Annotated in this window: 25 protein-coding genes; 17 read left to right on the forward strand and 8 right to left on the reverse strand. The window is 66.8% G+C overall.

From position 1 onward, the window contains the following. Positions 1-121: 121 nt before the first annotated feature. Complete coding sequence (locus KO516_RS10460; RefSeq protein ID WP_216003734.1) at positions 122-931, forward strand: SDR family NAD(P)-dependent oxidoreductase; 810 nt, start codon at positions 122-124, stop codon at positions 929-931. Positions 932-939: 8 nt separating this feature from the next. Here KO516_RS10460 and htpX read toward each other — a convergent pair whose 3' ends face one another. After that, positions 940-1848: a zinc metalloprotease HtpX gene (htpX, locus tag KO516_RS10465; RefSeq protein WP_216003735.1), complete on the reverse strand. Its 909-nt coding sequence runs from the start codon at positions 1846-1848 to the stop codon at positions 940-942. 54 nt (positions 1849-1902) lie between these two features. Further along, positions 1903-2304, reverse strand: a complete 402-nt coding sequence (locus KO516_RS10470; protein WP_216003736.1) for a response regulator — start codon at positions 2302-2304, stop codon at positions 1903-1905. A 137-nt stretch (positions 2305-2441) separates the two neighbouring features. Between KO516_RS10470 and KO516_RS10475 the strand changes: the two genes are divergently transcribed. The 15 genes from KO516_RS10475 to KO516_RS10545 all read left to right on the forward strand — a co-directional run bounded on the left by KO516_RS10475 (position 2442) and on the right by KO516_RS10545 (position 17611). Continuing rightward, positions 2442-3071, forward strand: a complete 630-nt coding sequence (locus KO516_RS10475) for a hypothetical protein (RefSeq protein WP_216003737.1) — start codon at positions 2442-2444, stop codon at positions 3069-3071. A 51-nt stretch (positions 3072-3122) separates the two neighbouring features. Next, entirely contained in the window at positions 3123-3731 is a 609-nt protein-coding gene (locus tag KO516_RS10480; protein ID WP_252737527.1) for an aspartate/glutamate racemase family protein, read from the forward strand. A 220-nt stretch (positions 3732-3951) separates the two neighbouring features. Next, positions 3952-5553 (forward strand): ABC transporter substrate-binding protein, encoded by a 1602-nt coding sequence (locus KO516_RS10485; protein ID WP_216003738.1) that lies wholly within the window; start codon positions 3952-3954, stop codon positions 5551-5553. Positions 5554-5632: 79 nt separating this feature from the next. Beyond that, positions 5633-6586 carry an ABC transporter permease gene (locus KO516_RS10490; protein WP_216003739.1) on the forward strand — a complete coding sequence of 318 codons (954 nt, stop codon included), beginning with the start codon at positions 5633-5635 and terminating at the stop codon, positions 6584-6586. A gap of 3 nt (positions 6587-6589) precedes the next feature. After that, entirely contained in the window at positions 6590-7486 is an 897-nt protein-coding gene (locus KO516_RS10495) for an ABC transporter permease (protein ID WP_216003740.1), read from the forward strand. Then, on the forward strand, positions 7473-8519 hold the full coding sequence (locus tag KO516_RS10500) for an ABC transporter ATP-binding protein (protein WP_216003741.1): 1047 nt from the start codon (positions 7473-7475) through the stop codon (positions 8517-8519). The genes KO516_RS10495 and KO516_RS10500 overlap by 14 nt, the downstream gene beginning before the upstream one ends. Before the next feature lie 61 nt (positions 8520-8580). Then, on the forward strand, positions 8581-9555 hold the full coding sequence (locus KO516_RS10505) for an ABC transporter ATP-binding protein (protein ID WP_216003742.1): 975 nt from the start codon (positions 8581-8583) through the stop codon (positions 9553-9555). A gap of 3 nt (positions 9556-9558) precedes the next feature. Beyond that, positions 9559-10725: an amidase gene (locus KO516_RS10510; protein ID WP_216003743.1), complete on the forward strand. Its 1167-nt coding sequence runs from the start codon at positions 9559-9561 to the stop codon at positions 10723-10725. Then, positions 10722-11186: a RidA family protein gene (locus tag KO516_RS10515; protein ID WP_216003744.1), complete on the forward strand. Its 465-nt coding sequence runs from the start codon at positions 10722-10724 to the stop codon at positions 11184-11186. The genes KO516_RS10510 and KO516_RS10515 overlap by 4 nt, the downstream gene beginning before the upstream one ends. 112 nt (positions 11187-11298) lie before the next feature. Beyond that, positions 11299-13611, forward strand: a complete 2313-nt coding sequence (locus KO516_RS10520; RefSeq protein ID WP_216003745.1) for a mechanosensitive ion channel domain-containing protein — start codon at positions 11299-11301, stop codon at positions 13609-13611. Positions 13612-13912: 301 nt separating this feature from the next. Then, entirely contained in the window at positions 13913-14722 is an 810-nt protein-coding gene (locus tag KO516_RS10525) for a transporter substrate-binding domain-containing protein (protein WP_216003746.1), read from the forward strand. 115 nt (positions 14723-14837) lie between these two features. Then, entirely contained in the window at positions 14838-15482 is a 645-nt protein-coding gene (locus KO516_RS10530) for an amino acid ABC transporter permease (RefSeq protein WP_216003747.1), read from the forward strand. After that, the gene (locus KO516_RS10535; RefSeq protein WP_216003748.1) at positions 15479-16138 is read left to right on the forward strand and encodes an amino acid ABC transporter permease; all 660 of its coding nucleotides are present in this window, start codon (positions 15479-15481) and stop codon (positions 16136-16138) included. The genes KO516_RS10530 and KO516_RS10535 overlap by 4 nt, the downstream gene beginning before the upstream one ends. A gap of 1 nt (position 16139) precedes the next feature. Then, complete coding sequence (locus KO516_RS10540; protein ID WP_216003749.1) at positions 16140-16925, forward strand: amino acid ABC transporter ATP-binding protein; 786 nt, start codon at positions 16140-16142, stop codon at positions 16923-16925. Next, positions 16922-17611, forward strand: coding sequence for a UTRA domain-containing protein (locus tag KO516_RS10545; protein ID WP_216003750.1), 690 nt, complete (start codon positions 16922-16924; stop codon positions 17609-17611). Before KO516_RS10540 ends, KO516_RS10545 begins: the two co-directional genes overlap by 4 nt. Before the next feature lie 116 nt (positions 17612-17727). On the opposite strand, the gene hutI is transcribed toward KO516_RS10545, so the two are convergent. Next, complete coding sequence (hutI, locus tag KO516_RS10550) at positions 17728-18900, reverse strand: imidazolonepropionase (RefSeq protein ID WP_216003751.1); 1173 nt, start codon at positions 18898-18900, stop codon at positions 17728-17730. A 78-nt stretch (positions 18901-18978) separates the two neighbouring features. On the opposite strand from hutI, the gene KO516_RS10555 reads away from it, so the two are divergent. After that, positions 18979-20295 (forward strand): formimidoylglutamate deiminase, encoded by a 1317-nt coding sequence (locus KO516_RS10555; RefSeq protein ID WP_216003752.1) that lies wholly within the window; start codon positions 18979-18981, stop codon positions 20293-20295. A 7-nt stretch (positions 20296-20302) separates the two neighbouring features. On the opposite strand, the gene KO516_RS10560 is transcribed toward KO516_RS10555, so the two are convergent. From KO516_RS10560 to KO516_RS10580, 5 genes are read right to left on the reverse strand one after another with little or no spacing between them, the layout of a single operon-like run. Beyond that, a complete protein-coding gene (locus KO516_RS10560) occupies positions 20303-21304 on the reverse strand; it encodes a LacI family DNA-binding transcriptional regulator (RefSeq protein ID WP_216003753.1) in 1002 nt (333 codons plus the stop codon). After that, entirely contained in the window at positions 21301-21873 is a 573-nt protein-coding gene (locus KO516_RS10565) for a dual specificity protein phosphatase (RefSeq protein WP_216003754.1), read from the reverse strand. The genes KO516_RS10560 and KO516_RS10565 overlap by 4 nt, the downstream gene beginning before the upstream one ends. 3 nt (positions 21874-21876) lie before the next feature. Next, on the reverse strand, positions 21877-22944 hold the full coding sequence (locus tag KO516_RS10570) for an MBL fold metallo-hydrolase (protein WP_216003755.1): 1068 nt from the start codon (positions 22942-22944) through the stop codon (positions 21877-21879). Next, complete coding sequence (locus tag KO516_RS10575) at positions 22932-24668, reverse strand: iron ABC transporter permease (protein ID WP_216003756.1); 1737 nt, start codon at positions 24666-24668, stop codon at positions 22932-22934. Before KO516_RS10575 ends, KO516_RS10570 begins: the two co-directional genes overlap by 13 nt. A gap of 4 nt (positions 24669-24672) precedes the next feature. Beyond that, on the reverse strand, positions 24673-25638 hold the full coding sequence (locus tag KO516_RS10580; protein ID WP_216003757.1) for an ABC transporter substrate-binding protein: 966 nt from the start codon (positions 25636-25638) through the stop codon (positions 24673-24675). Positions 25639-25659: the final 21 nt, after the last annotated feature.

The raw sequence follows: 25659 nt of genomic DNA on the forward strand, positions 1-25659 counted from the left end.
GCCGATCGCACTGCGCGCCCTATGTGGTGCTGCACCTGCGGTGCAACGCCGCCGATCTTGAAACCACGATGAAACGCCTTGCAGACGAGATCCTGCCCGGCCTTGCACGATAGGAAGCATCATGCCCAGGACCATCCTCATCACCGGCGCCACCGACGGGCTTGGCCTTGAGACCGCCCGCCGCCTGTCTGCGCGAGGCCATCACCTGCTGATCCACGGGCGCAACGCCGACAAGCTGTCGGCGATCGCGGGCGAATTGCGCAGCTTGGGCGCCGCGCAGTTCGAGACCTACCGGGCCGATCTGTCGGATCTGTCGCAGGTCGCCCGGCTGGGGCAAGAGCTGCGGGCAAAACATGTCCGCATCGACGCGCTGATCAACAACGCCGGAGTCTTCAAGACCGACAATCCGCTCACCAAGGACGGTCAGGATATCCGCTTCGTGGTGAACACGCTGGCCCCGGCCTTGCTGACCCGGCTGCTGCTGGCGGTGATCCCGCAGGGCGGGCGCATCGTGCACCTGTCTTCGGCGGCGCAGGCGCCGGTCGATCTGGCGGCGCTGGCGGGGCTCTGGGCGCTGGAGCCGATGGAGGCCTACGCCCAGAGCAAGCTGGCCCTGACCATGTGGAGTCAGACGCTGGCCGCAGAGCTTGGTCCGGATGGGCCGGTCACCGTGGCGGTGAATCCCGGCTCGTTGCTGGCCACCAAGATGGTGCGCAAGGGTTTTGGCATGGCGGGCAAGGATATCGGCATCGGCGCCGACATCCTGATCCGGGCGGCGCTGTCAGACGATTTCGCAGGCGCATCGGGGCGTTATTTCGACAATGACGCGGGCCGCTTTGCCCCGCCCCACGCCGATGCCGCGGACGCGCAGACTGTCGATCGGATCGTCTGCGCCATCGAGGCCCGGATCGCCCCGCATCTGGGGGGCTGAGCGCTGCTTTAGCCCCAGGGGCCGCCCTTGCCTTGCGCGCGCGATGGCGGCGGCGGGGCAGGGCGCGCGCTGGCCCGTCCCGGCATCGCCGCCGCCAGCTTGCGCAGCTCGGCGATGCGGTTTTCCGTCGCCGGGTGGGTGGCGAACAGGCTATCGCGGGCATGGGCATGCAGCGGGTTGATGATGAACATATGCGCCGTCGCCGGATTCGCCTCGGCGGCGTGGTTGTCGATGCGCGACGCCCCCGCCTGAATCCGCGCCAGTGCCGAGGCCAGCCATAGCGGATGGCCACAGATCTCGGCCCCGGCCTTGTCGGCGGCATATTCTCGGGTGCGCGAAATCGCCATCTGCACGAGGCCCGCCGCCATCGGCGCCAGCAGCATCATCGCGATCGAGCCGATGATGCCGACGCCCTCGCGCCGCCCGCCAAAGAACATGCCGAAATTGGCCAGCATGGTGATGGCACCGGCAAAGGTCGCGGTGATGGTCATGATCAGCGTGTCGCGGTTGCGGATATGCGCCAGCTCGTGGGCGATCACCCCGGCCAGCTCTTCGCGGCTCAGCTGTTGCATCAGCCCGGTGGTCACCGCCACGGCGGCATCCGACGGGCCGCGCCCGGTGGCAAAGGCGTTGGGCTGGGCCTGTTCGATGATATAGACCTGCGGCATCGGCAGCCCGGCGCGCTGCGACAGATCGGCCACCATGTCCGACAGCCCGGACGGATCGCGGCGCGGCACCGGGCGGGCGTTGTGCATGCGCAGCACCATGCCCGCCGATCCCCACCACGCGAATAGGTTCATCGCCGCCGCGACGATCAGCGCGATCAGCGCACCGCCCGCGCCGCCCAGCAGATAACCCACCCCCATAAACAGCGCCGTCATCGCCGCCATCAGGATCGTTGTCTTGATATAGCCCATGTTTCGGACCCTCCTGCCGACTATATGGGCACCCGCGCGGCCGGGCGAAAGCCCCTAATCGGCCGCGGCGGCGCGCATGCGCCCCAGCTCGTCGGCGATCTGCTGCGGGCTGCTCGGCTTGGCGACAAACCCGGCAGGCGGGCATTGGCTGCACAGGGTCTCGCGCTCGCCGTGGCCGGTGTGAAAGATCACCAGCGTTCCGGCCTGAGCCAGTTGCAATGCCAGCTGCTCAGAGCTGCCGTCGGGCAGGTTTACGTCAAGGATGGCCGCGTCGAACCGTTCGGCCCGCATGGCGGCTTGCGCCTCGCGCAGCGAAAAGGCGCAGACGGTGCGGGCCGCGCCCATCTCTTGCGCCGTCAGTTCCAGATCAAAACTGATGATCGCCTCATCCTCAAGGATCAGCACGCTTGCCCCGGTGAGATTGCCTGTCATTGCACGATACCGCAGCTCATTCATCAGTCCATCCTGTGGGTTTCGTCGCCAACGCTCTGACGGCCCATCCGGTTCCGCCGCCGGTCACGTTTTGGCAAGACCTGGCGCAGCCGACGCGGCGTGATCTTGCCCCCGCGCGGGGATGCGATTACCTCGCGCATATGAGTCATCGCATTTTTGTCATGGAGCCGCGCGACGACGGCTCGGCGCGTCTATCGCTGGCCATATCCGGAGCCGGTCGCGGCATCAGGCGGATCGCCTGCGAGCTTGACGCGGGGGATGTGCTGCAACTTGTGCTGTTCTGCGAGGCGGCGGGGGTGCGCGATCTGTTCGGCGACAGCGCCCGCTCAACGCTGGAGCTTGACGGGCTGCAGATCGAAGACGATCCTGCCGCCGAAGAGCTGCGCCTGACCCGGCGCACCGGCTATTCGGAACAGGTCGGCAGCCTTGGCCGGGCGCTGTTTCAGACCGAGATGGCGGGGCTGGTCGATATCTGCCTGACCCGCGCCGAAGACAGCCGCCATGGGGCGGTGCTCAAAGAGATGATCTCGCGGGTGCCGGTGCCGATGCCGCTGTATCCCCGGCTGGATGCCGACGCGGGCGAGGCGCTGCGCCACCGCTTGCACGAAATGGCGCTGATGCTGCTGGCGGATGCGTCGCAAACCCGTGGCTCGGCGCTGGGGCGTCTGCTGCGGGGCAAGAAAACCCAAGAGCAGGCGCAGGACGAGGTGACGGCGCTGGTGGGGGCGCTGGCGCGCAGCCTGTTCCCGCGCGCGGCGCTGTCGCATTAAACGCGGATCGGCCTTGGTCCGCGCCCCGAAACTCGCCGCGCGGAGGCAGGCATGACGCTGTATCTGATGAACCCCAACAGCAACGCGGGCACAACGCAGGCCATGCTGGGCATCGCGCGGCGGGTGCTGCCGCAGCTGGTGGGCTGGACCGCGCCCTCGGGGCCGGGAATGATCATCGACGCCCCGGCGCTGGAGCGGGCGGGGGCGCTGGTTGCGGCGGCGGATCTGCCGGGCGCGCGCGGGGTCATCGTATCGGCCTTTGGCGATCCGGGCCGGGGCGCGCTGGCGGCGCGGCTGGACTGCCCGGTGGTTGGCATCGGGCAGGCGGCGGCGGCAGCAGCGGGGCAGGGCGGGCGCCGCTTTGCGGTGGTGACCACGACACCGGGGCTGAAGACCCAGATCGACGCGCTGATGGGCGACTATGTCGGCTGTTTCCTGACGCAGGGCGATCCGCTGGCGCTGATGCAGGACGCGGGCGCGCTCGACGCGGCGCTGCTCGATGGCATCGCGGCGGCGGCCCGGGCAGGGGCGCAGGCGGCGATCATCGGCGGCGGCCCGCTGGGCGAAGCAGCCGAGCGGCTGGCGGCGCATTCGCCAATCCCGCTGGTCGCGCCGATCCGCGCCGCCGCCGAGGCGCTGTGGACGCAGGTGCAAGGCTGAAACCTCCCGTTTTTGCATAATTCGTATGCAAACGTTTCAGTTTCGATGAAAAAATAGTCACACGCCTGCGGCGCACCCCGTCACCGCCGGGGTGACACGACTCTGGTCTGGTGCCGGAAAGTCATGGCGGGCCACATATCCGCCAGCGCCTCGCGGCAAACGTCGGGGCCGGATAAAAAAGCCAATCTTAATAATTGGTTGGCCCGACACGGAGATGACTATGTCCAGATTCACCCGAGGGATCAGTATCCTCGCGACCGCAGCCGTCATGGCCTGTGGCACCCTGGCCCAGGCGCAGGGCACATTGCGCATCGGCATGACCGCCGCCGATATTCCCCTGACCACCGGCCAGACCGATCAGGGCGGCGAAGGCATGCGCTTCATGGGCTATACGGTCTATGACTCGCTGATCGAATGGGACCTGACCAGCGCCGACAAGGCCTCGACCCTGATCCCCGGCCTTGCCACCGAATGGTCGGTCGGCGAAGACGAGCTGACCTGGACCTTCAAGATCCGCGAAGGCGTGACCTTCCACGACGGCTCGCCCTTCACGGCGCAGGTCGCGGTGTGGAACTTCGACAAGCTGCTGGTCGACAGCTCCGAACAATACGACAGCCGTCAGGCCGCGCAGGGCAAATCGCGCATCCCCGCCGTCGCGTCCTATGAGGCGGTCGATGATTACACGCTGGTCATCACCACCAAGGAACCGGACGCCACGCTGCCCTACCAGCTGGCATGGATCCTGATGTCGTCCGAGGCCAACTGGGAAGCCATGGACAAGGATTGGGAAAAGGTCGCAGCCGCGCCGTCGGGCACCGGCCCGTGGAAGCTGACCGAATTCGTGCCGCGCGAGCGCGCCGTTCTGGTTCCCAACGAAAACTACTGGGACGAAACCCGCATCCCGCAGCTGGATGAAATGATCCTGATGCCGCTGCCCGAGCCGAACGCCCGCGCCGCCGCGCTGCTGTCGGGTCAGGTCGACTGGATCGAGGCCCCCGCCCCCGACACCATCCCCGCGATGGAAGGCAACGGTTTCGTCATCTCCTCGAACGCCTATCCGCACAACTGGACATGGCACCTGTCGCGCCTCGAAGGCTCGCCCTGGAATGACATCAACGTGCGCAAGGCCGCCAACATGGCGATCGACCGCGAAGGCATGATGCCGCTGCTCGGTGGTCTGATGATCCCGGCCAAGGGCTTTCTGCCGCCGTCGTCGAACTGGTTCGGCAATCCCGAATTCGATCCGTCCTATGATCTCGAGGCCGCCAAGGCCCTGATGACCGAGGCTGGCTATGGCCCCGACAACCACCTGACCGTCAAGGCGCTGATCTCGCCGTCGGGATCGGGGCAGATGCTGCCGCTGCCGATGAACGAATTCATCCAGCAGAGCCTTGCGGAAATCTGGATCGACGTCGAGTTCATGGTCGTCGAGTGGAACCAGATGATCAACCTGTGGCGCGCTGGCGCGGCGGATGCCTCTGTCGAGGGTGCGCAGTCGATCAACTTCACCTACTTCATCCAGGACCCGTTCACCGGCCTGATCCGTCACCTCGACGAGAACCTGATCGCGCCCAACGGCACCAACTGGGGCCATTATTCCGACCCGGAAATGCAGGCGCTGTTCGACGAGATCAAGACCACCTTCGATCCGGTCGAGCAGGAGAAGGTTCTGCAAAAGACTCACGAGAAGTTCGTCAACGAAGCGCTGTTCCTCTTTGTGACGCATGATGTCGCCCCGCGCGCCATGGCCCCCAAGGTCAAGGGCTTCGTGCAGGCGCAGAACTGGTATCAGAACTTCTCGGGCATCACGATCGAGGAATGATCCCGGCGCGGCCCCCTGCGGGGGGCCGTCCTTTCGCGGCCGCGTCGTTCGGGCAGGGCCGCAACACGCAAGGTATCCCATGCTCAGCTATCTTATCCGCCGTCTCATTCTGGTGCTGCCGGTGGCCTTCGGGGTCTCGGTTATCTGTTTTCTGCTGGTGCAGATCGCGCCGGGCGATCCGCTGACCGCGATCATGCCGGTCGACGCCACCGCCGACGAACAGGCGGCGATGCGCGCCGCCTACGGGCTCGATAAGCCGCTGCCCGTGCAATACGCCATCTGGATCGGCAACCTCGTGCAGGGCGACATGGGCAAATCCATCGCCACCGGGCGGCCCGTTGCCGCCGAGGTGTTCGGCGCGGTGAAGAATTCGCTGCTGCTGGCGGTAAGCGCTGCGGTCATCGCCTTTCCCATCGGCATCTTCCTTGGCTTCCTTGCCGGGTATTTTCAGGGCACATGGATCGACCGCGCGGTGACGGCGGTGTCGATCATGGGCGTGTCGGTGCCCAATTACTGGCTGGGCATCGTTCTGGTCATCATCTTTTCGGTCAACCTTGGCTGGTTGCCCTCTATGGGCGCAGGGCCGGGCGGCTCGTCGGCGTGGGAATGGGACTGGCTGCACATGCGCCATCTCGTGCTGCCCGCCGTGACGCTGGCGGTGGTGCCCATCGGCATCGTGTCGCGCACCGTGCGCGCCCTCGCCGGAGACATCCTGACGCAGGATTTCGTGCAGGCGCTTTATGCCAAGGGCATGAGCCGCGTCGACGTGCTGCGCCATGTGGCGCGCAACGCCGCCGCCACCGCGCTCAGCGTCATGGGCTTGCAGCTGGGCTATCTGCTCGGCGGCTCGATCCTGATCGAGACGGTGTTCAACTGGCCCGGTTCCGGCTTCCTGCTGTCGAACGCCATCTTCCAGCGCGACCTGCCGCTGCTGCAAGGCACGATCCTTGTGCTGGCGCTGTTCTTTGTCGCGATGAACCTGATTGTCGACGTGGCGCAGGCCGCCATCGACCCCCGCATTCAAAGGACCTGAACCATGGCCCTTTCCGAAACTCCCGTCGAGATCGCCGCCGAACCGGCGCCCGTCGCCAGCCCGCAGGGCTATTGGTCCGGGGTCGGCGCGCGGCTGCTGCGCGATCCGCTGACGATGATCTGTCTTGGCGTCGTGGCGCTGTTGATCCTGTCGGCGGTGTTCGCGCCCTGGCTGGGCCTGGCCGATCCCTACAAGGGCTCGATGATCGCGAGGCTCAAGCCCATCGGCACCGAGGGCCATATCCTTGGCACCGACGAGCAGGGCCGCGACATGCTGGCCCGGCTGATCTATGGCGGGCGGCTGACGCTGTTCATCGGGCTGACGCCGGTGGTGCTGGCGTTTTTCATCGGCGGCGCGCTTGGCGTGGTGGCGGGCTATGTCGGCGGCTTCGTCAACACCATCATCATGCGCACGGTCGATGTGTTCTTTGCCTTTCCCTCGGTGCTGCTGGCCATCGCGATCAGCGGTGCGCTGGGGGCGGGGATCGTCAATTCGCTGGTCTCGCTGACCATCGTGTTCATCCCGCCGATCACCCGCGTCGCCGAGGCGGTGACCTCGGGCGTGCGCGCGCTTGATTACATCGACGCGGCGCGGGCCACCGGGGCCAATGCGCTGACGGTGATCCGGGTGCATGTGATCGGCAACGTGCTCTCGCCGATCTTTGTCTATGCCACCTCGCTGACCAGCGTGTGCATGATCCTTGCCGCCGGTCTGTCCTTTCTGGGCATCGGCGTGCGCCCGCCCGAACCGGAATGGGGGCTGATGCTCAACACGCTGCGATCGGCGATCTACGTCAACCCGTGGCTGTCGGCGCTGCCCGGCGTGATGATCTTCATCACCTCGCTGTGCCTGAACCTGCTGTCCGACGGTCTGAGGAGCGCGATGAATGTCCGTGACTGATTACACCCCCACCATCGACACCGGCGGCCCGGCGCAACCGCTGCTGACCGTCAACCATCTGCGCAAGTATTTCCCGGTGCGCGGCGGCATTCTGGGCCGCACGCAGGCGCAGGTGCAGGCGGTCGATGGCGTCAGCTTTGCCGTCGCCAAGGGCGAGACGCTGGGCATCGTCGGCGAATCCGGCTGCGGCAAATCCACCACCGCCAAGCTGCTGATCGGCCTGACGGAAAAGGACGCGGGCGAGATCATCTTCGACGGCCATGCGCTTGGCGAGCGGCTGTCGTTGAAGGATCTGCGCCGCAGCGTGCAGATGGTGTTTCAGGACAGCTATGCCACGCTGAACCCGCGCATGACCATCCTTGCCTCGGTGGCCTTTGGCGCGCGGGTGCAGGGGCTCGAAGACCCCGAGGGGCTGGCGCGCAAGATGATGGATCGCGTCGGGCTTGACCCCAATCGCTTTGCCCATCGCTATCCGCATGAACTGTCGGGCGGGCAGCGCCAGCGGGTCAACATCGCCCGCGCGCTGGCCATGTCGCCGCGGCTTGTGGTGCTGGACGAGGCGGTGTCGGCGCTGGACAAATCGGTCGAGGCGCAGGTGCTGAACCTGCTGTCGGATCTGCGCGCCGAATTCGGCCTGACCTATATCTTCATCAGCCACGATCTGAACGTGGTGCGCTATATCTCGGACCGGATTCTGGTGATGTATCTGGGCGAGGTGGTGGAAATCGCCCCCGTCGACAGCATCTGGCAGGAACAGGCGCATCCCTACACCCGCTCGCTGTTTTCCGCGATGCCCTCGATGGACCCGGACAACCGCACCCAGACCCCGCCGCTGGCGGGCGATCCGCCCAACCCGATTGATCCGCCCAAGGGCTGCCGGTTCCACACCCGCTGCCGCTTTGCCTCTGATGTGTGCAAGGCCAAGACCCCGTCGCTGGCCGGGCTGGCCCGCAATCAGGCGCATCAGGTGGCCTGCCATCTGTATGATTCCACATCGGGGCATCCGCAGGCAGGGCAGGGGATTCCGGCATGATCTTTTCCAAGAGCTGCAAGCGCGACACCTTCTGGACCGCCCCCAAACCCGAGGACGGCGAATGAAACTTCTCGATATCAGCAACCTGTCGGTGAAGTTCTCCGGCAAGCGCACCGTTCATGCCATCAACAATGTCTCGCTTAGCATGGAGCAGGGCGAGACGCTGGCGCTGCTTGGTGAATCCGGCTCGGGCAAATCGGTGACGCTCAAGGCGTTGCTGGGGCTGCTGCCGCCCAAGCGCACGCAGATCGACGGGCAGGTGCATGTCAACGGCACCGATGTGCTGGGGCTCAAGGGCAAGGCGCTGCAAAAATACCGCGGCGGCGAGGTGTCGATGGTGTTTCAGGAACCGGCGCTGGCGCTGGACCCGGTTTATACCGTCGGCCACCAGATCGCGGAATCGGTGATGCGCCACAAGGGCATCGACAAGGCCAACGCCATGGCGACGGCGCTTGATATGCTTGACCGGGTGCGCATCCCCTCGGCCAACCGGCGGCTGCACAACTACCCGCACGAATTGTCGGGCGGCATGCGCCAGCGGGTGATGATCGCGCTGGCGCTGGCCTGCAAGCCCAAGCTGCTGCTGGCGGACGAGCCGACCACGGCGCTCGATGCCACGGTGCAGATTCAGATCCTGCTGCTGCTGCGCGAGTTGCAGAAAGAGTTCGGCATGGGGGTGATCTTTGTCACCCATGACATCGGCGTGGCGGTGGAAATCTCCGAACGCGTCGCGGTGATGTATGCCGGGCAGATCGCCGAAGAAGGCACCACCCGCGAAATCATCCGCGACCCGCGCCACCCCTATACGCAGGGCCTTCTGGCGGCCAACCTGCATGACGTTGCGCGCGGCGCGCGGCTCAACGCCATTCCCGGCGCGCCCCCGGCGCTGGAGAGCAAACCCGACAGCTGCGCCTTTGCGCCGCGCTGCCCCGTGGCCATGCCCGAATGCCGCGCCGCGCTGCCCCCGGTGTTCGAACCGGGGCCGCGCCGCCGCGTCGCCTGTTTGCGCGCCAACGAACCCATTGCAGCGGAATAACCCATGCTGATCGACCACGACCCCTATCATTGCTACATGCCCTATCCGGCGGTGCCGGTGGCCAGCGCGCCCGACGGCCCGCTCAAGGGGCTGACCCTTGGCGTCAAGGATATCTACGACGTGGCGGGCTATCGCACCGGCTGCGGCTGCCCGCTGAAACTGGCGATGTCGGATATCAAGACCACCACCGCACCGGCGATTCAGGCGCTGCTGGATGCGGGCGCGGCGTTCAACGGCAAGCTGCACACCGACGAGCTGGCTTGGTCGATGTATGGCATGAACGCGCATTTCGGCATGCCGGTGAACCCCAATGCGCCGGGGCGGATTCCGGGCGGCTCGTCTTCGGGCTCGGGGGCGGCCTGCGCCGGGGGGCTGGCGGATATCACCGTGGGTTCGGATACCGGCGGATCGGTGCGCGCCCCGGCGGCGTTCTGCGGCACATGGGGCATCCGGCCCACGCATGGGCTGATCTCGCTGGAGGGCGTGATGCCGCTGGCGCCGAGCTATGACACCTGCGGGCTGTTCGCCCGCGACGGCGCCACCTTGCTGCGCGCCATGACGGTGCTGCTAAGCGACACGGCGCCGCTGCCCGATGCCCCCAAGCTGCTGAAATCGCGTGAGATGTTCGCCCATCTGGGCGAGGCGCAGCGCGCCGCAACCCTCGCTGCTTTTGACGTCGATGCGCAGGAGGTGGATCTCTACCCCGAGGGCATGGACGCGGCCTATGAAACCTTCCTGACCTCGATGGGCGGCGATGCGAAACGTCATATCGTGCCGTTCATCCGCCAATCGGGCATGCCGCTGGTGCGCGGCATCGACGGGCGCGCCGCCGGGGCCGAGGCGCTGAGCGATGCTGCCATCGCCGAGGCCGAACTCAAGCGCGCCGCCTTTGCCGAACATGTCACGGGGGTGATGGATGGCGGCGTGCTGATCGCGCCGGTGGTGCATGACGTTGCATTCTTCCCCGACGCCCCGACCGAGGTGTTCGACGGTTTCCGCCATGTCTCGCAGCGTATGCTCTGCGTGGCCGGGCTGGCGGGCTTGCCGCAGGTGGTGTGGCCGGCGGGCACGCTGGACGGCGCGCCTTGGGGCGTGTCGCTCATCGGGCCGCGCGGCTCCGATCTCTCGCTCATCAAACTCGCACTTACTTTGCAAAAGGACGCGGCATGACTTGCCCCATCGAAGCCAAACTGACCGAACTGGGCCTTGCCCTGCCGCCCTCTGCGCCGTCGCGGGCGCTGTATCTGCCGGGCAAGGTGACCGGCAAAACGCTGTTCGTGTCGGGCCATATCTGTGAATGGGAAGGCGTGCCGAAATATTTCGGCCCGGCCGCGCCCGGCTTTGATCTTGACGAAGGCTTTGCCGCCGCCCGCATGTGCGCGCTGAACCTGCTTTATAACATCAAGGCGGTCACCGGCTCGCTGTCCTCGGTGGCGCAAGTGGTCAAGCTTAACGGCTATGTCGCCGCCACCCCGGATTTCGGCCAAGGCCCGGCGATCGTCAACGGCGCCTCGCAGCTGTTCATGGATCTTTACGGCGAGGCGGGCCGCCACGCGCGCACCGCCGTCAACGTCTCGTCGCTGCCTGAATGTGCGCTGGTCGAGGTCGAGGCGGTGGTCGAGCTGCACTGAGCGCGCAGGACGCCGGGAATATCACGTTGGGGCTGGTTTCAGCTGGCGCATGGGCTAAATCGAGCGCGAACGGCGCTTGACGCACGACTGAAACCAGACCCGACGGGACGATATGACGACAGTGAAAACCTGGATCGCGAGCCTGCTGATCCTTGCCAGCCTGATGCTTGGCATCCTCTCTCCAAGCCTTGCTGCTGCGCAGGACACGGCGTCTGAAACGCCGACGCAAAGCAGCCTCGAGCTGCTGCTTGAGGTGATCGAAAACGATGACAGCCGCGCCGCGCTGATCGACGAGCTGAAGGCGGCAACCACCGCCGCCGAGCCGGTCGATGATCAGGTGGTCGACGCGCTGGCTGATGCCGCCGGGCAGAGCGAGCCAGCGGAAGGCACCTCCCTCAGCCGCCGCATCGCCGAAATCACCCAGACCGTGGCGCAGGACATCGCGGCGGGGCTCAGCACCGCGTGGGATCAGATCGCAAGGGCGCCAGCGGTGTTCGACGGGCTTCAGGGCGGCGAGATCGGCGTGCTGATCGAGGCGCTGGAACAGCTGGGCCTGATCATCGTGGTGACGGTGGCGATCTTCCTCGTGCTGCGGCGGATCGGCAAGCGCATCTATGCAAGGCTGGGCGCGCGCGCCGAAGCGGCAGGCGCGGTACGCACCGTGCTGCTGTTTCTGACAACGGCGCTGATCGATGCGTCCATCGTGGTGATCAGCTGGGCGGCGGGCTACCTGATCGCCACCATGTTCATCGGCGGATTCGGCGAGATCGGCATTCGCCAGACGCTCTATCTCAACGCTTTCCTGCTGGTCGAGATGTGCAAGGTCGTGGTGCGGCTGATCCTGAGCCCGGCGGCGGGCAACCTGCGGGTGATGCCGGTGTCGAACGGGGCCGCGAAATATCTGGCGCGGCGGCTGAATTTCATGGTGGGGCTGGTCGGCTACGGCCAGCTGCTGGCGGTGCCCATCGTCAATGCCAGCGTGAATTACGCGGCCGGGCGCGCGGTGTCGGCGCTGGTGGCGCTGGTGGTCGTGGGCTTTGCGATCTGGCTGGTGCTGCGCAACCGCCAGCCGGTGGCCGACTGGCTGCAACGCGGCGGCCGTCGCCCCGAAGACATCGTGCAGGAAGCGCGGCTGGAACAGGCCGAAGCGCTGCCGGAAAACACCGCCCCGGATGAATACACCATGGGCACGGCAGAACAGGCGCACAAACGCGGCGCCTTCCAGACGCTGGCGCGGCACTGGCACTGGCCGGCGCTGATGTATCTTGCGGTGATGCTGGTCCTGGTGCTGGTACAACCCGGAGACGTGGCCTTTACCTCGCTGCTCAATTCGGGTCAGGTGCTGCTGGTGGTGATCGCGGGCATCGCGCTGTCTGGGGCGATGACGCGGGTGATGCTCAACGGCGTACAACTGCCCGAGACCATCAACGCCCGCATGCCGCTGCTGCAACGGCGGCTCAACACCTTTGTGCCCAAGGCGCTGTTCGTGCTGCGCTTTGTGATCTTCGTTGCGGTTGTGGCCTTTGCACTTGATGCCATCAGCCTGATCGATCTACACGCATGGATGGCCAGCCGGATCGGTGTCGAGCTGACCGGCACGCTGTTCAGCGTGGCGGCGGTTCTGGTGGTGGCCTTCGGCATCTGGGTGGCGCTGACCTCTTGGGTGGATTACCGGATGAACCCGGAATATGGCTCGGTGGCGACGGCGCGGGAAAAGACCCTGTTGTCGCTGCTGCGCAACGCGGCGACCATCGCGCTGGTGATCATCACGCTGATGTTCGTGCTGTCGGAAATCGGGCTGGACATCGCGCCGCTGCTGGCATCCGCCGGGGTGCTTGGCCTCGCCATCGGCTTTGGCGCGCAAAAGCTGGTGCAGGACATCATCACCGGCGTGTTCATCCAGCTGGAAAACGCGATGAACGTCGGCGACGTGGTGAACCTGAATTCGACCTCGGGTGTGGTTGAAAAGCTGACGATCCGCTCGGTGGGTCTGCGCGATGTTTCGGGGGCCTATCACCTGATCCCGTTCAGCTCTGTCGACATGGTCACCAACTATGTGCGCGAATTCGGCTATGCGGTCTGCGACATGGGCGTGGCCTATCGCGAGAACATCTCGGATGTGAAGCAGGCGATGCTGGACGCGTTCGAGCAGCTGCGCGCCGATCCCGATCAGGCGGCCAACATCATGGGCGATCTTGAATGGTTCGGGATCAACGCCTTTGGCGACAGCGCGGTGGTGGTGCGCACCCGGATCAAATGCGTTCCGGGCAGCCAGTGGGGCGTGGGCCGCGCCTACAACGGCGTGCTCAAAGAGGTGTTCGACGCGCGCAACATCGAGATCCCCTTCCCGCATCAGACCATCTTTCTGGGCGAGGCCAAGGACGGCAGCACCCAGACGGTCAACATCCGCTCGGACGCATCGTGACGATCCGGGCCGCGCGGGGCATCCTGCGCGGCCCGACCAGCGGGCGCGCAGATTTTATCGCAGAGACTCCTTGATGTCGCATCGCGCCACAGTCAGAGGTTGTGGAAGCCCCGCGTATCTGCCTAAATTACGGGCATTCGCCCGGTCTTGCTTCAAAAACCCGGCTCAGCGTGTTTGTTTTTCTGTCCCTTTGTCGTTGTTCCATTTGTATAGGCATATGAACCTGCCCGCCTGAGGCAGGACAGGAACATCGACCAACGCAAGGCCCCCGCAGATGGGCCGAACAGGGAGTTTCACCACCATGCGCAAACATCTTTTCGCCGCCGCGGCGCTGTGTGCCTCGGCCGTCATGGCCCATGCCGACGCGCTTGATGACGTCATGGCCGCTGGCGTGATGAAGGTCGGCACCGAGACCGCCTTCGCCCCCTTCGATTTCATCGATGCGGGCACCCACACCGGCCTGAACATGGATGTGTTCACCGAGATCGGCAAGGACATGGGCGTCGAGATCGAATGGATCACCCTTGACTGGACCGGCGTTCTGCCCGGCCTCGAGGCGGGGCGTTTCGACGTGGTCGCTGGCCCCGCCACCATCACCGCCGAGCGCATGAAGCGCTACCGCTTCTCCTCGCCCATCGCCGAAGCCACCGTGGCGCTGCTCGCCTGTGCCAAATGCGACATCGAAACCCCCGAAGACATCGCCGGCAAGGCGATCGGCGGCGCGACCGGCACCGCGCAGCTGGCCCAGCTTCAGGAATTCGCCGCAACGCTCGACACCCCGCCCACCAGCATCAGCGAATACGTCTCGTTCAACGAAAGCTACGCCGACATCGCGTCGGGTCGCATCGAGGCTGTCGCCAACTCGCTGCCCAACATCGCCTTTGTCGCCAGCCAGCGCCCCGAAGTGTTCAAGGTCGTGAAGCCCGCCTTCGGCACGCCGACCTATTTCGGCTACCCGGGCCGGATCGAGCCGGAATACGCCTCGCTGATGGACAAGATCGACGAGATCCTGCTGGCCATGAAAGCCGATGGCCGCATGGCAGAGCTTCAGGAAAAGTGGTTCGGCACCACCTTCGACATGCCCGACTACATCACCGAGCCCAACATCTAAGACCAACCGGGGCGGCCCTGCGTCGCCCCGTCTGACCAACCGGGGGTGGCCCTGCGCCGTCCGTGCTGAACAACCGCGGGCGGCTTTGTGCCGCCCAGCCTGACCAAGGCCGCGCATGACCTGGAAACTGTTTTCACTGCTGCTCGAGGCGTCGTTGATGACGATCTTCGTCAGCACGGTATCGATCCTGCTGGGGCTGGTCATGGCGATCATCCTGTCGGGATTGCGCATGTCGGGCAACCGGGTGGCCTATGCCGGGGCGGGGGTGTTCATCAGCTTCTTTCGCGGCGTGCCGCTGCTGGTGCAGCTTTTGCTGATCTTCAACCTGCTGCCGGTCATCGGCATCACCCTGCCGAGCCTTGCCACCGCCATCATCGGTCTGTCGCTGTGCACCGCCGCCTATCAGGCGGAGAACCTGCGCGGCGGCTTTGAGGGCGTCGCCCCCGGCCTGATCGAATCCGCCGAAATGGCCGGGTTCACCAAGGTGCAGAGCTTTATCTGGATCCGCACCCCCATCGCGCTGCGCGTGACCTTCCCGGCGCTGGTGAACGAGGCGATCCTGATCCTCAAGGCCTCGTCGCTGGTGTCTGTGGTCGGGCTGATCGAGCTGACCAAGATGGCGCAGAACCTGAGCGCCTCGACCTACCAGCCGCTGCCGATCTTTGCCTCTGCTGGTCTGATCTACCTCGCCATCAACCTCGTCGTCGCCTGGATCGGGCGGCGCGCGGAAAACGCCCTGCCCGGATTGCCCAGCCGATGAGCTTTGATTTCGCCGTCATCCTTGCCAAGCTGCCGCAGATCCTGTCGGGGCTGGGCGTCACCATCCTGATCTGGATTGCGGGCACGCTGGCCGCCGCCGTTCTGGGCTTTGTCATCGCCACCCTGCGCCGCTTTGGCGGGCGCCCCGTCGATGTTCTGCTGCAACTGCCCATCGAGGTGCTGCGCGGCACGCCCTTCCTCGTGCAGATCTTCCTGCTGTATTTCGGCGGGCCCTATATCGGGCTGCGGCTGGATCCGTGGGTTGCTGGCTTGCTGGGCATTTCGATCTATGGCGCCGCCTATTACGCCGAGATCTTTCGCGCTGGCTATCAATCGGTGCCGCCGGGCCATGTCGAGGCCGCCGAATGCGTCGGCCTGACGCGCAACCAGATCATCACCGCGATCCTGCTGCCAGAAATGGCGCTGCTGGTGATGCCGCCCTCGATCAACATGGCGGTGATCCTGCTCAAGGAAACCGCGCTGTTGTCGCTGATCACCGTCCCCGAAATGACCATGACCGTGCAGGCCATCGGATCGCAGCAATATGCCTTTGTCGAGGCGCTGGTGATCCTTGCGCTGGTCTACTGGGCGCTGGTGGAGCTCGCCAATTGGCTGGGCCGCCTCGCCGAACGCAACCTTTCGAAGTTGAGCGCCTGACATGTCCGATCCTGCCATCAAGGTTTCCCACGTTTCCAAGCAGTTCGGCGACACGCAGGTGCTGCGTGACATCTCGCTCGAGGTGGCGCCGGGCACGGTGTCCTGCCTGATCGGCCCGTCGGGGTCGGGCAAATCGACGCTGCTGCGCTGCATGGCGTTTCTGGAACAGGCCACGTCTGGCAACATCCATATCGAGGGAGAGCCGCTGGGCTTTACCGATGGGCCGGGGCGCAAGCGCCAGTCGCCCGCCGAGCTGCGCCGGGTGCGCTCCAAGATCGGCATGGTGTTCCAGCAGTTCAACCTGTGGCCGCATATGACGGCGCTGGGGAACGTGTCGCTGGCGCTGCGCCGGGTGCGCGGCATGGGCCGGGCCGAAGCCGAAGAGCGCGCCATGAAACAGCTCGACAAGGTCGGACTGAAAGAGCGCGCGCACCACTACCCGGCGCAGCTGTCGGGCGGCCAGCAGCAGCGCGTCGCCATCGCCCGGGCGCTGGCGCTGGACCCGACGATCATGTTCTTTGACGAGCCGACCTCGGCGCTGGACCCGGAACTCACCGGCGAGGTGCTCAGCGTGATGCGCGAGTTGGCCGCCGAGGGCATGACCATGGTGGTGGTGACGCATGAAATCGGCTTTGCCGCCTCGGTCGGCAACCGCATCGCGTTTCTCGATGGCGGTCGGCTGCTGTTTCACGACACCCCCGAGGTGGTGTTCGCCGCCCCCCGCGAGCCGCGGCTGGAGCAGTTCCTCGACACCTACCTCGATCGCGGCGCCGCCATGTTGAAATGACCTCTGCCAAGGGAGAGGAGCCAGCGAAATCGCTGCACGATCAGATCCGCGAGGATCTGGAGGCGCATATCCTGTCGGGTGACTGGCCGCCGGGGTATCGCGTGCCCTCTGAACTGGGTCTGGCCAAGCATTACGGCTGTTCGCGGATGACGGTGAACAAGGTGATGACCCAGCTTGCCAGCGCCGGGCTGGTGCTGCGGCGGCGGCGGGCCGGGTCGGTGGTGCTGCCGCAACGCTCGCAGAACGCCGTGCTGGAGATTCACAACGTCAAGGACGAGGTTCTGGCGGCGGGCGGCTGGTACAGCCACGAAATCCTGTCGCGGCGGGTGACAGATGGCGGGGTCGATCTCAGCTGCCTGCACCGCAAGGATTCCGTGCCCTTCTGTTTCGAACATCGGGTTATCGCGCTGGACTCGGTGCCAGATGCGCGTGACGAACCCTTTGCCGATCAGCCCCCCGGCACATGGCTTCTGGCGCATGTGCCGTGGTCCGAGGCCGAAAACGAGATCACCGCCGAGGCCGCCGACGCAGTCTCCGCCGCCCGGCTGGGCATCGCCCCCGGCGCGCCGCTGCTGGTGATGACCCGGCGCACATGGAAGAACGGCGATCTGGTGACCGAGGCGCGGTTTGTCTATCCCGGCGGCGGCCACAGGCTGCGGGCGCGCTTTACACCGACGCCGGGCTAGGCAGGGCGGTTATCCCGGAATGCGCGGCAGGCGCAGCCGGATCAGCCTGTCAGTCCGGGCAGGGCAAAGGGGCGCGGCACCTCATCGTGATACCGCGACGGTGCTGGGGGGCAGGGTTACGCGATCTCTCCGGCAAAGACGCGGTGTTTCAAAGGGTTGAAGCCGATGCGCGCCACCAGCTGCGCGGCGCTGTCGGCGTTCCACAGGCAGAAATCGGCGGCCATGCCGGGCGCGATCACCCCCACATCCGCCAGCCCCAGCGCCTGCGCGCCAACGCTGGTCACCCCGGCGAGGCATTCCGGCACCGTCATGCGAAACAGCGTCGCGCCCATGTTCATGGTCAGCAACAGCGAGGTCAGCGGCGAGGTGCCGGGGTTGCAATCGGTGGCCAGCGCCATCGGCACCCCCGCCTCGCGGAAGGCCTGCACCGGGGGCAGGCGGGTTTCGCGCAGCATGTAGAAGGCGCCGGGCAGCAGCACCGCGACGGTGCCAGCCTTGGCCAGCGCGCTGGCGTCAGGCCCGGCGGCGTATTCGACATGATCCACCGACAGCGCCCCGTGCCGCGCCGCCATCCGGCAGCCGCCCTGACGCGACAGCTGCTCGGCATGAAGCTTGACCGGCAGGCCCAGATCGGCGGCGCGCTCGAACAGCGGCTCCAGCTCTTCGGTGCTAAACGCGATGCTTTCGCAGAACCCGTCCACCGCGTCGACCAGCCCGTCTGCATGGGCGCGGTTCAGCCCTTCGATGCAGATGTCATCGATATAGGCGGCGCGATCGGTGGTGCCAGCGGGCAGGGCGTGGGCAGCAAGCCACGTGGTCACCACCCGCACCCGGCGCTCGCTCGCAAGGCGGCGGGCGGCGCGCAGCATCCGCAATTCGGTTTCGATCTCAAGCCCGTAGCCGGATTTCACCTCGATGGTGGTGACGCCCTCGGCCAGCAGCGCATCGAGCCGGGGCAGGGCCTGCTCTAGCAGATCATCCTCGCTCAGCGCCCGCGTCGCGGCGACGGTCGCGGCGATGCCGCCGCCCTCGCGGGCGATTTTCTCATAGCTTGCGCCTTCGAGCCGCAGTTCGAATTCGCGCGCCCTGTCGCCGCCATGGATGATATGGGTGTGGCAATCCACCAGCCCCGGCGTCATCAGCGCGCCGCCGCAATCGACAACGTGGTCCGCCTTGAGGCCGGAGCCGACGGCGGTGATGCGCCCGTTTTCGGTCACCACGTCGAGCGGCTCGGCGGTGACGCCGTCTTTCCCGGTCACCACCTGTGCATTTGTCCACAGCGTCTGCATCGCTCTGCCTTCCCTTGAGGGTTCGATAAATATAGACTTTTTGCAGGCAGGCGGAGAAGCCCGCAAGGGGAGAGCAGCATGAAGATCGAGGCAAAGCGGGCATTGCTGCCCGATGGCTGGGCGGAAAACATCTGCGTGACGGTGGCGGATGGGGTCATCGCCGATGTCGGGCCGGGCAGCGGAACCGGGGTCGATGCGCTGCTGCCCGGCGGGCAGAACCTGCACAGCCATGCCTTTCAACGCGGCTTTGCCGGCATGACCGAAACCCGCGGGCCGGGGCAGGACAGCTTCTGGACATGGCGCGAGATGATGTACCGCTTTGCGCTTGGCCTTGATCCCGAGGGCATGATGGCGATCGCCGAGATGGCCTATATCGAGATGCTCGAAGCCGGTTACACCCGCGTTGGCGAATTTCACTACCTGCATCACGGCCCTGACGGGCGGCCCTATGCCGACCCCGCCGAGATGTCGGCGCGGATCTTTGCGGCGGCGTCGGAAACCGGGATCCGGCTGACCCATCTGCCGGTGTTCTATGCCCATGGCGGCTTTGGCCGGGCGCAAGCGGGGGGCGGGCAAAAGCGGTTCCTGCACGGGCTGGAGGCGTTTGCCGCGCTGGTGGCGCGCTGCGACGGGCTGGCGCGGCCCGGCGATGTGGTGGGCTATGCGCCCCATTCGCTGCGCGCCGCCGATGCCGATGATCTGGCCGCACTGGCCGAGGCGCTGCCCGGCCGCCCGGTGCATATCCATGTCGCCGAACAGATGCGCGAGGTCGAGGATTGCCTTGCCATCTTCAACCGCCGCCCGGTGGAATTGCTTTATGAAATCGCCGATGTCGGCCCGCGCTGGTGCCTGATCCATGCCACGCATCTGGCGGCAGAGGAAATCGCGCTGATCGCCCGCTCGGGCGCGGTGGCGGGGCTATGCCCGGTGACCGAGGCCAACCTTGGCGATGGCATTTTTCCGGCGCAGGCGTTCCTTGGGCAGGGCGGGCGCTTTGGCATCGGCACCGACAGCAACATCCGCATCCGGCTGGACGAGGAATTGCGCCTGCTGGAATACGGCCAGCGCCTGACCCACCGGGCGCGCAACCTGCTGACCGATGGCGGCGGCGTCGGCACGCGGCTTTATGCGCGGGCGCTGAGCGGCGGCACGCAGGCGCTTGGCGCGCCAGCGGCGCAGATCGCGCCGGGCGCACCGGCAGATCTGGTGGCGCTGTCCGATCCGCTCGGGTTGGGCGAAGGGCTGATCGAACGCTGGATGTTCGGCAATGACGGTGCGGTCAGCGACGTCTGGGTCGCCGGGCGGCAGGTGGTGACAGAGGGTCGCCACATCGCCCGCGAGCGCGTGGCCGAGGCCTTTGCCCGCACCGTGCGGCGGGTGGTGGCTGAGGCCTGAGCGCGCTTTACAGCTGGTCGCGGATCGCCGGGGCCACGCTGCTGCGTTCGACCAGCGACACCGGCAACAGCACCCGGCGCGGCGTGCTGCCCGCGCCGCGCTCGATCGCCGTCAGCGTGGCCTCGGTCAGGGTTTCCAGCGATTGGCGGATGGTGGTCAGCCCATGGCTGGCCCAGTCCGACACTGGCGCATCGTCAAAGCCGATGACCGACAGATCGCCCGGCACCTTGCGCCCCATTTCGGCGCGGGCGGTGTTCAGCACCCCAAGGGCCAGCTCGTCGGTGACGCCGAAGATGCCGTCGATGCCCGGCTTTGCCAGCAGCGCGCGGGCGGCGGCGCAGCCGGTTTCGTAGCTGTTTGGGCCTTGGGTCCAGCGGGTGACGGAGCGGCCCGCCTGCGCCATCTCGGCGCAGAAGGCCTCGGCGCGGTCCTGCTTGGCACTGGTGCGCGAGGCGGAAATCACCACGGCGACGCGTCGGCACCCCGCCGCGATCAGGCGACGCGCCGCGATGCGCCCGCCGCTGGCGCTGTCGGCAAGGATCAGATCGGCTGGCAGGCCCTCGGGCGGGGCGGGCCTGCCGATCAGCACCATATGCGCGCCGTTGCGGGCGCACAGGCGGATCAGCTCTTCGGGCGCCGCACCGGACAGCAGCACCACCGAACGCACGCGATAATCGAGCAGCGCCGCAAGGTCTCCGTTGCCGCCGCTGTTGAGCAGCAGGCATTGCAGCCCGCGCCGTTGCAGTCCGGCGCTCAGCGCATCGAGCTGCGCCGAGATATAGGGGTTGCCCAGATTGCCCCCGACCACGCCCACCAGATCCGAGCGGGTCTGGTGCAGCGTGCGCGCCAGCCGGTTGACGCGGTAGCCAAGCGCGTCGGCGGCCTCGTGAATGCGCTCGCGGGCGGTCTGCGACACCTGCGCGCCGGGGGTAAAGGCGCGCGACACCGCTGAGCGCGACACCCCTGCCAGCCGCGCCACATCGGCAGCCGAGACAAAGCGGCGGCTCATCGCAGCAGGCCTTGCGCCAGCACCTCGCGGGCCAGCGCGATCATCGGCGGCAGCGGGTAGCTGTCATCCTGCCCGCGCAGCGCACGCATCGCGTCCAGCGCGCTGTCGAGCGAGGGATAGCGTGCGCGTTGGCGCCAGTGCAGCCACAGCGCCAGCACCCCGACCGAGCGCGACCGCCCGCCCCGGCAATGCACCAGCAACCCGCCGCGCCGATGCCCCGGGTAATGCGGCTTGCCAGCGGTGTAGCACTGGGCCAGCCCGTCGATCAGCATCACTGCGGCGGCAAGCGTTTGCGGCGCATTGCCCGGCCCGTCGATCATGCCGATCTGGTAGCGCCGCATATGGGTGCCATCGGGCAGGATCAGCGGCCCGGGAAAGATGTTCATCGCAAGGTTCACCGAGCCGGTGATGCCAGCTTGCGCCAGCGCCGGGGCATCCTCGGCGGCGGTCAGGTTGCCCAGCCACAGGGCGCTGAGGCCGGGGGTCTGCGTGTCCGGAACCGCGAACAGCAGCGGGGTTTCATCTTCGGCGCGCTCAAGGGCCGGGGTGTTGCTTGGCAGGAAATGCATGGATCAGACCTCTAGACTGCTGTCTTGGCACAGGCGCGCCCCCAGCGCCTGCGACAGGCGCGGTGCCTGCGCCAGATCGACAAAGGCGGGCAGGATGCGGCGGGCACCGGTTTGTTCGGCAAGGGAAAGGATGTCGCGCAGCCTTGGGTGAACGTTCCAGCCGCTCCACTGCGCGCGGCCGCTGTCGATCATCGCCCATGCCGGGCTGCTGCGCGGCACATGGCTGGAAAACACGAAGCGAAAGCCGGGGGTGTTGCGCAGCGCCGCCGGAAGCCCGCGTTCGGCATTGGGGCCGGTGGCGATGATGATGTCGCGCGGGCTAGCCGTGGCTGGCGAGACGGTGTCGGGGCGGGTGCCGGTAAGACGGGCGCAGTCGTCGGCCACCTCGGCGCAGGTTTTTACGCTGAGGCCACGCGCGCTGAGCGCCGTCACCATGTCGGCGCCGCGCCCATGCGGCGGGCAGGGCAGGATCGCCCCGTCGGCGCAAAGGCTGGCCAAGGCGTCGATCTGGCCGCGCAGGGCCTCGTCGCGATCGCCGTAAGAGGCATCGGCAATCACCACCTCGGCCCTCGGGAAGGGATCGCAGGGCAGCAGCGGCGCCTCGACGCTGAAATCGCCGGTATAGAGCAGCCCGCCACGGGTTGGCAGCCGCATCCAGATGCCGCCGGGCGCGTGACCGGATCGGCCAAGCAGCAGCGGCAGGCCCAGCACCTCGGCCTCGCCCTGTTCGGGCAGGGCGTGGGCGGCGGGCAGGCGCTGGCCGAGCTGGCGCAGGGTTTCGGCGCTGGCAAACACCGGGGGGCTGCCGATCTCGGGCAGGCGATCCAGCCCGCCTGCGTGGTCTTCATGGGCGTGGCTCAGGATCACCGCGTCGATCCTGCCAGCGCCGCTCAGGTCCGGGCGCTCGCCCGCCTCCAGCCCATCGCCCAGATCCAGCAGCAGGCGGCGGCCCTCCAGTTCGAGCAGGAAGACGGCGGCGCTTTTGCGGCCCATGCCGCTGAGCGCGGTCAGGCGGGCGTTTGCAGCCGCGCTCTGCGGTGCGGGCGCTGAAAATGCGGTCAGTCCCGCCATGGCAACACTCCTTCGGGCAGGCGTCGCCCCAGCAGCAGGCTTAGCCCCATCAGCGCCAGCACCAGCGCCACCATCAGGCAGCCCACGGCGGCGGCGAGGGTCGAAGAGCCTGCCTCGTCGAGAAAGATGATCATCGGCCCGATGGTCTGCGCGCGCGATGACACCAGCAGCACCGAGGTCTGGATCTCGTTGATCGCGGTCATGAACACGAGGATCGCGGCGGCCATCACCGAGGGCGCCAGCGAGGGCAGCACCACGTCGCGCAGCCGCGCAAAGATGCCCGCCCCGGCCAGCTGCGCCGCCTCGTCTAGGCCGCGCTCGATCTGGGCATAGCCGCCAAGGATTGGCCGCAGCGCGAGGGCGAGGAAATTTGACAGGTAGGCGGCAAAGATCACCCAGACCGTGCCGTACAGCCCGGTGCCGATGAACGGCAGGGGGCGCAGGAAGAACAGGATCATCGCCACGCCGATGATGATGCCCGGCAGCGCATAGGCCAGCTCGGAGGCGACAGCCAGCGCCCGCGCCACCCAGCCGGGCCGCCAGCACAGCACATAGCCAAGCGCCACCGCCACCGGGATCAGCACCGCCACCGTGCCCAGCGTCAGCAGCAGCGAGGTGCCAAAGGCCTGACGGATGCCATCGTGGTGAAACAGCGCGTTGCTGAAATTTTCCAGCGTCACCGTGTCGCGCGTCAGCGGCTGGCCGACGCCGCGCACCAGCGCCGTGCCCAGCAGCGCCGACAGCGGCAGCGCAAGACAGGCCAGCAGATAGGCCCAGGCCGTGGCCTCGATCGGCAGCCGCCAGCGCCCCAGCGCGCGGCGCGGCGGGCGGCGGGTGGCATCGACGCGCTGGTCGCTGCGCCGCCCAAGCCATGCGGTCAGCGCCATGCCTAGCACCGTCAGCCCGGCCAGCAACAGCGCCAGCAGCGCCATGTCATTGAGCGCCGAGGAGCCATAGGAATTGAGCTGCCGGTAAATCAGTGTGATCAGCGTCGGCACGCGGGCGGGGATGCCCAGCATCGCCTGAATGCCGAAATTGCCAATCGACGAGACAAAGGCCAGCGCCGCCCCGGCAAAGATCCCGCCCCGCGCCAGTGGCAAAACGATGTCGCGGATCAGTGGAAAGCCGCGCGCGCCCTGCGCCTGCGCCGCCTCGAGCATCGACGAGGGCACCCGGTAGAGGCTCGCGCGCACCGACAGGAACACCAGAGGCGCGTTATACAGCCCGAGCAACAGGATGATGCCGCCCATGGAATACAGCGGATGGCGGGTGCCCGCAGGCAGCGCAAGGCCAAGCGGGCCAAGGATCGGAGAGGCGGGCGAAAACGCCTGAATCCACGCCAGCGCAATGACTTGCGGCGGGATCATCAAGGGGAGCACGAAGCCGAAAACCCACAGCGTGCGCGCCCGCATGTCGCTGAGTGCGCTCAGCAGCGCCGCCAGCGTGCCGACGACGGTGGCCAGCAGCGTCGCGGCGATGGAAATCCATATTGTGTTGAGCGTCGCTTCGAAGATCCGGCGATTGCCGAGGATCTCGACGATGCGCGTCGCGTCAAACACGCCCTTGGGGAACAGCGCCGCATAGGCCAGCCGGCCCAGCGGCAGGATCGACAGCGCGCCCACGAACAAGGCCAGCGCGATCAGCAGGCCGCGCTCGCCGCGCAGGGCTGCCGGCAGACGAAGCGCCCGCAGGGGGCGCTTCGCAAGGCTATGTGCGAGGGGCACCTGATCAGAGCCCGAAGATATCGGCGAACTTGGCGCGCACGTCTTCGTTGGACTTCACCGCCGCGTCGGCATCGTAGCCAAGCAGGGTCATGTCTTCGAGCGCGGGAAAGCCTTCGGGCGCGGCGACGCCGGGCAGCAGCGGCAGGTTGCCTTGTTCGGCGACCAGCTTCTGGGCCTCTTCCGAGAGCAGGAAGTCGATGAACAGCTTGGCTTCTTCCGGGTGCTCGGTGCTGGCCATGATCGCGGCGGGTTCGGTGATGAAGCTGACGCCATCGTCAGGCACGATGTAATCGACGGGCGAGCCGTCGGCCTTGGCGCGCAGGGCGTTGCCATCGACGATCAGCGCGTATTTGACCATGCCGGTGGCGACGGCGTTGGTCGCCGGGCCGTTGCCGCCCTCGGGCACGATGTCCAGATCGTTCAGCCCTTCGTAGAACGCCCAGCCGATATCGGAATTGATCAGCGCGTGCAGGTGGTTCAGCGCGGCGCCCGAATACAGCGGCGAGGGCACGGCGATCTGGCCGCGGTTTTCTTCGCTCAGCAGCTCGGCCCATGTCGAGACCGGCTCGGCGATGTTGGTGTTATAGGCGATGCCGGTGGTCAGCGCCTTGGTGCCAAAGAAGGTCATGTCGGGGTCATAGGTTTCGGGCGCATAGGCTTGGATCGGCGCCTCGGGATAGGCCATCAGGTGGCCGCCGGCCTTCAGCTCGCCAAGGTTGATGACGTCGGCCACCAGCAGCACGTCGGGCTGGATCTGGCCGGCCTCGATTTCTGCGCGCATGACGTTCATCAGCGCCGAGGTGCCGTTGCGGGTCCATTCCACCTTGATGTCGGGATGGGCGGCCTCGAAGGCATCGACGGTCTGCTGGGCGGTCTCGGGGGCCTGGCTGGTATAGAGGGTGAGGGTGGTGTCGGCATAGGCGGCGCTGGAAAGCAGCGCGGCGGCAAGCGTCAGGGAGAGGCGCATCATGTCTGGCGTCCTTTTGTGGGG

It is taken from the genome of Citreicella sp. C3M06, from assembly GCF_018860705.1.
GTDB lineage: Bacteria > Pseudomonadota > Alphaproteobacteria > Rhodobacterales > Rhodobacteraceae > Salipiger.